At 34.5% G+C, this 11,537-nt stretch carries 8 protein-coding genes; 2 read left to right on the top strand and 6 right to left on the bottom strand.

Annotated features, from left to right (window positions below):
• Positions 1-40 precede the first annotated feature (40 nt).
• The 6 genes from porN to topA form a co-directional block, all read right to left on the bottom strand.
• The gene (porN, locus tag F6P99_RS08940; RefSeq protein WP_317162575.1) at positions 41-949 is read right to left on the bottom strand and encodes a type IX secretion system ring subunit PorN/GldN; all 909 of its coding nucleotides are present in this window, start codon (positions 947-949) and stop codon (positions 41-43) included.
• A gap of 100 nt (positions 950-1,049) precedes the next feature.
• The gene (gene porM / locus F6P99_RS08935; protein WP_152287126.1) at positions 1,050-2,609 is read right to left on the bottom strand and encodes a type IX secretion system motor protein PorM/GldM; all 1,560 of its coding nucleotides are present in this window, start codon (positions 2,607-2,609) and stop codon (positions 1,050-1,052) included.
• A gap of 30 nt (positions 2,610-2,639) precedes the next feature.
• On the bottom strand, positions 2,640-3,272 hold the full coding sequence (porL, locus tag F6P99_RS08930) for a type IX secretion system motor protein PorL/GldL (RefSeq protein ID WP_152287125.1): 633 nt from the start codon (positions 3,270-3,272) through the stop codon (positions 2,640-2,642).
• A gap of 42 nt (positions 3,273-3,314) precedes the next feature.
• On the bottom strand, positions 3,315-4,694 hold the full coding sequence (gene porK, locus F6P99_RS08925) for a T9SS ring complex lipoprotein PorK/GldK (RefSeq protein ID WP_152287124.1): 1,380 nt from the start codon (positions 4,692-4,694) through the stop codon (positions 3,315-3,317).
• A gap of 125 nt (positions 4,695-4,819) precedes the next feature.
• Complete coding sequence (locus tag F6P99_RS08920; RefSeq protein ID WP_152287123.1) at positions 4,820-5,977, bottom strand: formimidoylglutamase; 1,158 nt, start codon at positions 5,975-5,977, stop codon at positions 4,820-4,822.
• An 80-nt stretch (positions 5,978-6,057) separates the two neighbouring features.
• Positions 6,058-8,553: a type I DNA topoisomerase gene (topA, locus tag F6P99_RS08915; RefSeq protein ID WP_152287122.1), complete on the bottom strand. Its 2,496-nt coding sequence runs from the start codon at positions 8,551-8,553 to the stop codon at positions 6,058-6,060.
• 241 nt (positions 8,554-8,794) lie between these two features.
• On the opposite strand from topA, the gene miaB reads away from it, so the two are divergent.
• Together miaB and F6P99_RS08905 are read left to right on the top strand one after the other, a co-directional pair.
• Positions 8,795-10,255, top strand: coding sequence for a tRNA (N6-isopentenyl adenosine(37)-C2)-methylthiotransferase MiaB (gene miaB, locus F6P99_RS08910; RefSeq protein ID WP_152287121.1), 1,461 nt, complete (start codon positions 8,795-8,797; stop codon positions 10,253-10,255).
• 12 nt (positions 10,256-10,267) lie between these two features.
• Positions 10,268-11,494: a sigma-54 interaction domain-containing protein gene (locus tag F6P99_RS08905; RefSeq protein WP_152287120.1), complete on the top strand. Its 1,227-nt coding sequence runs from the start codon at positions 10,268-10,270 to the stop codon at positions 11,492-11,494.
• Positions 11,495-11,537 lie beyond the last annotated feature (43 nt).

Genomic DNA, 11,537 nt, shown 5'->3' with positions numbered 1-11,537 from the left:
ATTTCAAACAAGAGCTTTATACTTTATTCATACAAGAACATTAATAGTTCCACATATCCAATTCTCTGTTTCTAATTTCCTCTCGGATTCGCTCAGACTCCATAATTTGATACAAAGCATTTCCTTGAATATAATCGGCAATACTTCTATTTCCATAAAGATTTTCTTCTCTTAAAATCAAAGTTGTAAATCGTCTAGAGTTTAACAAATCATCAAAAGAAATTGGAGACCTATGGTTGACTTCATTAAAGGCAAAAGCATTATGCAACACTTCTCTTGCATCGGGATAGAATACCCAAAACAACGGAAGACTCTCGTCACTTACAATATCATCTCTACCTAATAACTGAACGTCTGGAGCCATTGGTGCTATCGCCAACAAACGATATTTCATTTCTCCATGACGTTTGTCGAAGTACCACATTCCTTTAATTCTATACGCTTCAATATCTTCTGATTTGATAGAAACTTCATCTACAAAATCTTTAATATCTGTTTCACCTTCATTCAACAATTCATAAGCATAATCCGAAGTATCCACACGTGTTAATTTCTGATTGATGTCTTTCATCGTCAATTTCGATTTGAAAAACGAATCATCATAAACCTCAGTAATTTTCCCTGATTTAATCCCTTTCAACAAAGTGTAAAACAACGATTTTCTGCTGCTATTTACATTCGCCGAATCAATCGGATAATACATAGGCATATTCATTTTTTCATTCAAATCAATATGTTCCCAAGTAATTTTCGACCATAAGATATCACGTTCATTTACATATCCATAAGGAATTGGTTTTTCCTTTGAAATTTCTTTATAGATTTCAGGAACTTGATCTATTTCATCAGGTTTTGTGGCATTAAGAATATTATATTCAGCCTGCGAAAAAGTTGTAGTCGACATCAACGTCAACACAGCCAATACTACATATTTTTTCAAATTCATCATTCTTTTCATTTTGTCAAGTTTACAAAAATACAAAATAAGATCTTGTTTACTTTTCAATTTACCTATATCCAATTACTAGAGGGGCGACAGTAATTATTTATTAATTTGAGATTACAACACTCAAAGGCAACACTCCTTTCAATCTATATGAAGAGTTTCCGATGATGGTTGCTTTTACATCAAATATACTCACAACATCGCCTCTTTTGGCCTTTTGCAAAGCCTTCTGTGCTCTTGCATCAAAACGTGTTCCGTTTACCAATACAGTTGATTGCCCAGGAATCTTTACTTTAAAAGATGACACCTTTAACTTCAAATCAAAATCAAAATCTATCAATGCCGCATCAATTGTAGATTTAGCCAAACTTGACTTAGGCATTTTTATAGAACCATATTGCTTTCTAATCGTCGCTGCAGGTGGTGGGATATCTTTAATTCTAAATTTCACCGGAGGTGAAGATATCTTTGTTCCATCATTTGTAGTACCAGAAACATTGATCGTAACTTCTTTCCCTTTTCCTGGAAACAAGTTATATTTTGTTCCTTTTACTCTTTTTAATCCTGGTGCTGTTGCTCTTACATTATTATCAGTAATCCCAGGGATAGAAATCGTGATAGGATTTTGAACACCTCTATAGACAACATTCATTTTATCTGCCGATACTACCGCTGAATTTGGTTTCGGAACTACCAAATAATTAGATTTTACCGGAATTTTAACTGGTTTTCCATCTTGTTGAAATACAAATTCTCCAACAATATCATTCTCACCAACCTTTCCTGCTTTAAATTTTATCAAGGCGGCTCCTTCTTCATCTCTTTCTTTGTAATTTTTCCCGTTGATTGTCAATCTCTCTGGTTGTAAACTAGCATCGTATTTTCCCAAAACTACAGTTCCTTCAAACTCTTCACCAGGAAAGTATGCTGGTTTTTTAGGAATTACAATTGCATGATAAGTTTTCTCACTAATCGAAGCATCCGCCGAAAGTTGTTTTCCTAACAAAGAATTATAAATCTCTTTTTCAGAAGTTTTTACATCTGCCTGAATCACAGAAATATTTGTCAAGGTTGCTACCAATGGAAAACCTTCATATCGGTTTCGAATCCATGGTTGTGTTTGACCTCCTTCAACTTCTTGATCACTTGTATCAAATCGTTTATTCAAATGATCTAATACATCACTCTTAATACTTTCACCCAATATAGATTTTATGTCTTCTCTATATTGATTGATTCTAGCAACAAACTCTTCACCTGCATCTGTTAATTTTTCTTCTCCTTTGAAGAAAAATTCATCTCCTGCAGTTTCTGTATCCAACGACTCATAATCCCTATGCAATTCAGGGTCGATCGTAGATAAAAGTGTGTCTTTTACAGCTCCTAAATAATTAAAGAATTCATTCGAGGTTTTGTTTACCTTCACTGCTTTTTTATTAAGATCTCTGTATTTCTCTGGTTGTTCAGAAGCTTTTGTCGCCAAGTCATTCAAAACAACGGCAATATCGTTGATTTTTGTAACGTTCGACGCTTCAATTTTTTCATTTAGATATCCAAAAGACGACAATACTTTCTTACCCATATTCAATGCTAACATTGCAATGAACACTAGGTACATTAGATTGATCATCTTCTGTCTAGCTGATTGTTTTCCTCCTGCCATAATTAATAAGCTTTTTTATAGGGTTATTAATTATTTATTCATTGCTGATAACATTCCTCCATAAACAGAATTCAAAGAAGATAGGTTTGTAGCCAATGCCTCCATTTGCGATTCTAATTTCTCTGAATGCTTCAACATAGATTCATTCAAGTATGCTTGTCTCTCAGAATTTTCTGATTGTACTTTATACAAACTATTTAATGATTCTAAATGAACAGCTGCAACAGCCATTTCTTCATTATATTTATGTGTATTTGCAACTGTATCTGCAGAAGCGTTGATACTTTCTGCAGCTCCTTGAAAGTTTTGAATACTCTTTGTTAAACTTCCCATTAATTCAGCATCTAACTTAGACTCTTTTAACATTGCATCTAATTTTTCTGCTAACATACCTCTTGCACTTGGATCTTTTTCTTTCGCTTTTCCACCAACTAATTCAGGGTAAACTTGAGTCCAATCTAAATCTTCTTCTATAGGTTCAAAAAATGCTGAATATGCGAAAATAAATGCTTCTGTTAACAATCCGACAGTTAACATTACTCCACCCGTTAAAGGACCGATACTGTAGTGTAATATTTTAAACAATGCTCCTACAAGTACAACAGACGCTCCTAGTCCGTATACCATATTCAAGATTTTCTTGCTTTTAACTGATTGTGCCATAATTATAATTTTTTAATTTATAGGGGTTGGTTAATTATTAATTTATTTTTTATTTTTCACTGTTCCTAAGAAGTCTTGAACGGTTCTAAATCCGATATAACTTTTTAAAGAATCTGCGTATTCGTAGTCTCTTGTACTTACTTGTAAGAAATATGCAATATCTTTCCAAGAACCACCACGTACTACTTTACGTTTATTTTCAACATCTTCGATATTTGCGTTGATACTTGAACCATGGCTGTAAGAACCTTGATTGTATGCCGTGCTTGTCCATTCTGACACATTTCCTGCCATATTGTACAATCCATAACCATTTGGCGCATAAGAATATGCTTCTACGGTATACAGTGCACCATCAATCGCATAATTTCCTCGAACTGGCTTAAAGTTTGCCAAAAAGATCCCTCTATCATCTGTCGTATATGGACCTCCCCAAGGGTACGTACCGTTTTCTATACCACCTCTTGCTGCAAATTCCCATTCTGCTTCAGTAGGCAATCGAAACATCGGAACCCTAACAGGGTTTTTTCTCGATCGAAGATAATCGTTTTTCATTTTTGTTCTCCAGTTACAAAAAGCACGAGCTTGGTACCAATTTACACCTACAACCGGATAATCTGCATAAGCAGTATGCCAAAAATACTCTTCGTGAATTGGGTCGTTGTATGAATACGTAAAATCTTTTACCCATACCGTTGTATCTGGGTAAACACGAACATCTTCATGAATAATAAAATCTTTTCTCGTACCTGTTTTACTCATTGCGGCTGCCTCTTTATCAAACCAAGAATACGTATATTTTAATTTATTAACGTTTAAGATTCTTTGCCCTTCAAAAGTATCCTCTAACGGCAAATACATAGAATCCATAACTTCTGTATAAGCAGCATCAGGATATTCTAAACGATCCCATACGATTGGAATTCTCCAATTCAATGATTTCCCTTCGGTGAGCGAGTTTACATCTCCGGTACCGCCATAATTTTCAAACATATACCTCTCATACTCAGTAGCATTGGTAGTATCTGATTCTTTAAAACTATATCTAAAAATTCCTTCATCACTTCCTTCTCCATCAGATAATAAATAAGAGCGCTCTTCAGCAGTTAACGCCAATTCAGTTCGAACTATTGAATCTCTTACCCATTCAACAAATTTATTGTATTCACTGTTGGTTATTTCCGATTCATCCATATAGAAATGCTTTACAGTTACACTTCTAGTTGGCGTACTAATTCCTCCAAACGGATCTTCATCACTTTTCCCCATTGTAAAGGCACCTCCAGGAACTAACACCATTCCAAAAGGCTTTTCTGTATACCATTTCTTACCAGACTTATCTCCTACAACTTCTCCTCTATTATTAGAACCACAACTATATACCGCTAAAACTAGGATAATATATACTGCTATTTTTTTCATATGTTACTAATGTCTTTCGTAATTGAGCGTAAACCTATCATTTTTTTTCTTTAAAAGCAACGTTTCAAAGCAATTCAACAGAGGTAATTTTCTCGATTTAACACAATTTTTAAATTGCATCTTTATTAATTAATTTTTTTCAACGCTTTGTACCAACGTTCAGGGACTTTTTGATCTGTCGCATCTAAATAATCTTGATGGGTACAGGGTATTAACGCATGACGTTTGTATTTATTGTCATCTCTAGAGTGAATTTCTAACCACCAACGACCACTTTTATGACTTTTGTAAAAAATCATATCTTCTTCTTCATGCGGAACTATAAACTTTAAATAACTCTCTTTGGTACAATAAGGGTAGTCTTTTGCTCTAAAGCTAAAACCTTCAACAAAATACCATATCATTTGGGCTATTAAATGCGCTGTTTGTCCATTGTTATCAAGACGATTGTTAAATTCATAAATCCCAAATGAAGTAACTTTATCGCTGATTCCTGCATATCTTGAAATCGCACAAATATCATCACCGTAAAAACCATTTGGTGTTGCATTTCCGTTTGCAGGTGCATCACTCATTCTAACAGCACCTATATCAATGCTAACAATATCTGCATCTCTCATGATTGGCTCCACGATCTTTAAATCCTTGGCTTCACCCAACCTATACGTATCAAAAGACAAACTTTGTAATAAATCTATTTCTTCTTGTGCATTGAAAAAAGTCTGATATCCAATATTGCTATAATTAAACATATTAGCTGGTTCTTCCATTACTATTTTACTCAGAAAAGAACTAGAATCTAAAGGAGAATCGATCGCACCCAAATCAAACTTAGAATCAACGGTAACGATATTGACAAGCTGTTCTAACTGATCGTATGCCCTATAATTCGCATAAGTCAAATCTTGACCACCGCCCAAAATAATTGGTACAATATTCTTCTTTACCAAAGACGCTATCACCTCACGCAATGCAAAATAAGTATCCGAAACTGTATTTCCTTGTGGAATATTCCCGAGATCAGCAATATTGACAGACCAATTTCCAGGGTATAGTTTATAAAAATAACTACGAATGGCATCTACACCATAACCAGTAGTATCATTTCCTACAGCTCCACGTCCATCTTGAACACCTAAAATTGCAATAGAAACATTTTCTAAATCTGGTAAACCTTTTTCTTTCGAGTGTATCGCAGTAAAATACGACAATGAGGTTTCAGAATAGTCTGAAATCATTTCGAAAAAAGGTTCTTCAAGGGGTAATAAAAAATCTAAATTCATCAAATATTAGATGAGCCTTTTCGGACTCATTTTTCCAAAAATAACAAAAATATCGTGGTATATACCAACTCTATATAAGTTTATTTTTTCTTGGTAGTTCTTTTTTTAGCAGCAGTTTTTCTTGTTTTCTTTTTCGGAGCTTTTGCCTCAATAATAGCTTGAACTTCTTCTAGAGTCATGTTTTTTGCATCTGTTGTTTTAGGCAACTCAATTTTGGTTTTTCCTTTGATGATGTTAAACCTTCCCCAACGTGCTTTTTCTAATCGAATACCTTCTTCTTCCCAGTTATGAATAACTTTTTCGATTTCTTTACGCTTTTTATCTTCGATCAATTCAACGATATCATCATAACTCAAATTGTCGTAATCGTATTTTTTATTGACATTTATGAAAATGCTATTCCATTTTATAAATGGACCAAAACGTCCTACTCCTTTTTGAACAGGAAGATTTTCGTATTCTGCAATCGGAGCATCGGCTTTTTGTTTCGCAACAATCAATTCGGTAGCTCTTTCCATATCTACAGACATCGGATCTTCTCCTCTATCAAGAGAAACATATATAGTTCCGAATTTGATATAAGGTCCGAATCTTCCGTTAGAAACCACCACTTCTTCACCTTCGTAAACTCCTAAATTTTTAGGCAATAAAAACAACTCTAAAGCCTCTTCAAGGGTAATCGTACCTAAGTTTTGTTCTTTTAAAAGACTAGCAAATTGCTTTTCTTCATCTTCTGGATCACCAATTTGTGCCATCGGACCAAATTTACCCAAACGAACCAAAACAGTTCTACCAGACTCAGGATGCTTCCCAAGAATACGCTCACCACTTTCTCTTTCTGCATTTTCAGAGACATCTTTTACAGTTGGATGAAAGGTCTCGTAAAAACTTTTGATCATTTCTGACCAATCTTGAGCTCCCTCAGAAATATCATCAAAATCTGCCTCTACTTTTGCCGTAAAGCCAAAATCTAAAATATTTGAAAAATTTGCCACTAAGAAATCATTTACAATGTTTCCTATATCTGTCGGCACCAATTTACCTTTATCTGAACCTACTCTTTCAACCAAGTTTTTTGAAGAAACCTCACCAGCTTTTAAAACAAACTGCTCGTAATCTCTTTCTACACCCTCAATTTGTCCTTTTTCAATATAACCTCTTCTCTGTACAGTTGAAATAGTCGGTGCATACGTAGAAGGTCTACCGATTCCTAATTCTTCTAATTTCTTTACCAAAGAAGCTTCAGTAAATCTATACGGTGGACTTGTAAAACGTTGTGTTGCTGTGATAAAATCATATTCTAAAGTAGCACCTTTTGTCAATTGAGGCAGCATTCCTGCTTGCTCTTCCTCTTCATTATCAGTTCCTTCTAAATATACTTTTAAGAAACCTTCAAACTTAATCATCTCTCCGTTTGCCGTAAAGATTTTTTCGTTATTCGAGTTCTCAATTTTCACATTGGTTCTCTCTAATTGCGCATCACTCATCTGCGATGCCAATGTTCTTTTCCAAATCAAATCGTACAAACGATCTTGATCACTTTCAACATTGATAGAATGACGTTTCATATCTGTAGGACGAATCGCCTCATGTGCTTCTTGTGCTCCTTTTGATTTCGTCTTAAACACTCTAGGACTGCTGTATTCTGAACCGTAATAGTTTGTAATTTCTTCTTCAGCTTCTTTACGAGCATCATCCGATAAATTCAAACTATCAGTTCTCATATAAGTAATCAAACCGGCTTCATACAAGCGTTGTGCTACTTGCATAGTTCTCGCTACTGAATACCCTAATTTACGAGATGCTTCTTGCTGTAAAGTAGAAGTTGTAAATGGTGGAGCTGGTGATTTTTTTGCAGGTTTTTTTTGTAAATCTGCAATTGAAAAATCTGCATCTGCAGAAGATTGTAAAAACGCCTCAGCTTCTTCTCTAGAATCAAAACTTTTCGGAATCGTTGCTTTGAATTTTTTCCCTTCACTATTTAAAAACTCTGCAACTACTTTATAATGTGCCGTTGTTTTAAATTCTTGAATACTTCTTTCTCTTTCGACGATCAATCGAACCGCTACAGACTGAACCCTTCCTGCAGACAATCCACCTTTTACTTTTCTCCATAAAACAGGTGATAGTTCATACCCTACTAAACGATCTAACACCCTTCTCGCTTGTTGTGCATTCACCATATCATAATTGATATCTCTTGGATGCTCTACAGCTTTTAGAATTGCTTTTTTAGTAATCTCGTGAAATACGATTCTTTTGGTTGCTTCAGAGTTTAATTTTAACTGCTCTTGCAAATGCCAAGCAATTGCTTCTCCCTCTCGATCCTCATCACTTGCTAACCAAACAGTATCTGCTTTTTTCGCTAAAGACTTTAATTTTCTTACGACAGCTTTTTTATCATCTGAGACAATATATTTTGGCTTAAAATCTCCATCTACATTTATCCCTAACTCACTAGAAGGTAAATCTGCAATATGCCCAAAGCTCGATTCTACTTGAAAATCTTTTCCCAAAAATTTCTCAATCGTTTTTGCTTTTGCAGGTGACTCAACTATAACTAAATTCTTCGCCATAAAAATCGTAATTGTATTTTTCTAAGTCTAAAAAGTTACTATGTTTTTATTTAAATTCAAATTAAAACCTAGCCTCTTAGCTGTTGCAAAAGTAGATAGAATTTTTAAATTTCAAATTTATGAAGCAGATAAATTCAAATATTTTTCAAATCTTCACTTATTTTTAACGTAGAATTTCTATGACAAAATGTCATAATTCATATTTTTGATTGTATCTTTGCGATCCTAATTTTTGAATGGAATGGAGACAGAAAAAATAATAGATGCTAACAAACAGGGACACCCTTTATTAACAGATGAGTTAAAGGGGAATTCTAAAAAATTATACATCGAAAGCTACGGTTGTCAAATGAACATGAATGACAGTGAGATTGTAGCTTCAATTTTAGCTGAAAACGACTTCAACACCACGCAATACATTGAAGATGCTGATTTGGTGTTAGTGAATACTTGCTCCATTAGAGACAAAGCAGAGCAAACCATTCGAAAAAGACTTCAAAAATACAATTCTGTAAAAAAAATAAATCCAAACATGAAAGTTGGGGTTTTGGGATGTATGGCTGAACGATTGAAATCTAAATTCTTAGATGAAGAAAAAATTGTTGATTTGGTTGTAGGACCTGATGCATATAAAGATCTACCTAATTTATTAGAAGAAGTAAATGCAGGTAGAGATGCGGTAAATGTGGTCTTATCGAAAGAAGAAACTTATGGAGATATTGCTCCTGTAAGATTAAATTCAAATGGGGTTTCTGCATTTGTATCCATCACGAGAGGTTGCGACAATATGTGTACGTTTTGTGTAGTACCTTTTACTCGCGGAAGAGAACGCAGTAGAGATCCAAAAAGTATCATTGAAGAAATTCAAGATCTAAAAGACAAAAACTTCAAAGAAATCACATTGCTAGGCCAAAATGTTGACAGTTATTTATGGTATGGTGGCGGACTTAAAAAAGACTTTGATAAAGCTTCTGACATTGCCAAAGCAACGGCTGTTCATTTTTCTCACTTGTTAGATTTAGTTGCCAGCACTTTCCCTACGCTAAGAATCCGTTTTTTTACAAACAATCCACAAGATTTAGAAATCGAGGTATTGCATGTAATGGCAAAACACCCGAATATTTGTAGGTATTTACATTTACCTGTACAATCAGGTAGTACAAGTGTTTTGGAGAGAATGAACCGTCAGCACACTCGAGAAGAATACATGGAGTTGATAGATAACATCAGAAAAATAATCCCAGGTACTGCTATCTCTCAAGACATGATTATCGGATTTTGCGATGAAACCGAAGAAGAACACAAAGACACATTGAGCATGATGGAATATGTTCAATACGACTATGGATTTATGTTTGCGTACTCAGAGCGCCCTGGTACTTTAGCGGCAAAAAAACTTGAAGACAACGTACCAAACGAGGTAAAAAAACGAAGGTTGAATGAAGTAATTCAACTGCAAAGAAACTTGAGCAACAAGAATACCGAAAAATATATCGGACAAACCATTGAGGTTTTGATTGAAGGAACTTCAAAAAAATCGAATGAACACTGGATGTCAAGAAATTCTCAAAACTATGTTGCCGTTTTCCCGAAAGGAAACGAAAAAGTAGGTGACTATGTACAAGTGAGAGTTGATGAGTGCACTTCTGCAACATTAATTGGAGAAGCTGTTAGTGCTCCTCAAGAAACTCCGTTTCAATAAAAAATAATTTCTATGGAAGGATTGACGACAATAAAACAACGTTTCGAGATAATAGGAAATGACGAGAAACTTAATCGTTCTTTAGAAAAAGCAATGCGTGTTGCTCCAACAGATATTTCTGTTTTGGTAACGGGTGAAAGTGGTGTTGGTAAAGAAACCATTCCGAAAATCATTCACCAATTGTCTCACAGAAAACATTGCAATTATATCGCAGTAAACTGTGGTGCGATTCCTGAAGGAACGATCGACAGTGAATTGTTCGGACACGAAAAAGGTGCTTTTACTGGAGCAACATCGACACGAAAAGGATATTTTGAAGTTGCTGATGGGGGAACTATTTTTCTGGATGAAGTAGGTGAATTACCACTCACCACCCAAGTACGACTTTTACGTGTTTTAGAAAATGGTGAATTTATCAAAGTAGGTTCTTCTCAAGTACAAAAAACGGATGTGAGAATTGTTGCCGCAACAAATATGAAAATGCAGCAAGCCATTCAAAAGGGGAAATTTAGAGAAGATCTTTACTACCGATTGAGCACTATTGAGTTGCATTTGCCTCCTTTAAGAGAAAGAGAAAACGATATTCATTTATTGTTTCGAAAATTTGCCTCAGATTTTGCGCAGAAATACAGAATGCCAACCATTCGCTTAAATGACGATGCGGTAAATCTATTACTTAACTACAGATTCCCTGGAAACATACGTCAGTTAAGAAATATTGCTGAGCAAATTTCTGTTGTAGAAGAAAGCAGAAACATTGGCCCTGAAAAATTAATTCAGTACTTACCAAACTACAACAATCTTCCAGCAATTGTAGAAAGTACTAATAATGAAAGTGATTTTTCTGAGGATAGAGATGTTTTATACAAAGCACTATACGAGTTAAGAAAAGATTTCAATGAATTAAAAGCATTAACTCTTGACTTAATTAAAAACAAAAACACGGCAGAAATTCCGACAGAAAAACTACATCTCTTAGAAGAGTTTAAAAAAGAGAGTGCTAATTTTTCTAACGATAAAAATGTTGAACTTATTCAAATTCAGCAACCAAATCCAATAAGCAATTACGAATATGCCGAAACTATTGAAGAAGATGAATCGCTATCCCTTCATGAAAAAGAAATTGAGATGATTAAAAAATCACTCGAAAAAAATCAAAACAAACGAAAATTAGCGGCCAAAGAATTAGGTATTTCTGAAAGAACGCTTTACAGAAAAATAAAACAATACAATTTATAATTCTCGCACTTCTTAGGTGAAGTCATCAATATTGATTAATTTT

Source organism: Flavicella marina, from assembly GCF_009193215.1.
Classification (GTDB): Bacteria; Bacteroidota; Bacteroidia; order Flavobacteriales; family Flavobacteriaceae; genus Flavicella; species Flavicella marina.
This window is presented reverse-complemented; position numbering and strand designations above follow the sequence as displayed.

What these genes read in the sequence shown, in the direction of transcription:
- porN (WP_317162575.1), bottom strand. Translation starts at nt 949, where the DNA reads ATGATGAATTTGAAAAAATATGTAGTATTGGCTGTGTTGACGTTGATG.
- porM (WP_152287126.1), bottom strand. Translation starts at nt 2,609, where the DNA reads ATGGCAGGAGGAAAACAATCAGCTAGACAGAAGATGATCAATCTAATG.
- porL (WP_152287125.1), bottom strand. Translation starts at nt 3,272, where the DNA reads ATGGCACAATCAGTTAAAAGCAAGAAAATCTTGAATATGGTATACGGA.
- porK (WP_152287124.1), bottom strand. Translation starts at nt 4,694, where the DNA reads ATGAAAAAAATAGCAGTATATATTATCCTAGTTTTAGCGGTATATAGT.
- F6P99_RS08920 (WP_152287123.1), bottom strand. Translation starts at nt 5,977, where the DNA reads ATGAATTTAGATTTTTTATTACCCCTTGAAGAACCTTTTTTCGAAATG.
- topA (WP_152287122.1), bottom strand. Translation starts at nt 8,553, where the DNA reads ATGGCGAAGAATTTAGTTATAGTTGAGTCACCTGCAAAAGCAAAAACG.
- miaB (WP_152287121.1), top strand. Translation starts at nt 8,795, where the DNA reads ATGGAGACAGAAAAAATAATAGATGCTAACAAACAGGGACACCCTTTA.
- F6P99_RS08905 (WP_152287120.1), top strand. Translation starts at nt 10,268, where the DNA reads ATGGAAGGATTGACGACAATAAAACAACGTTTCGAGATAATAGGAAAT.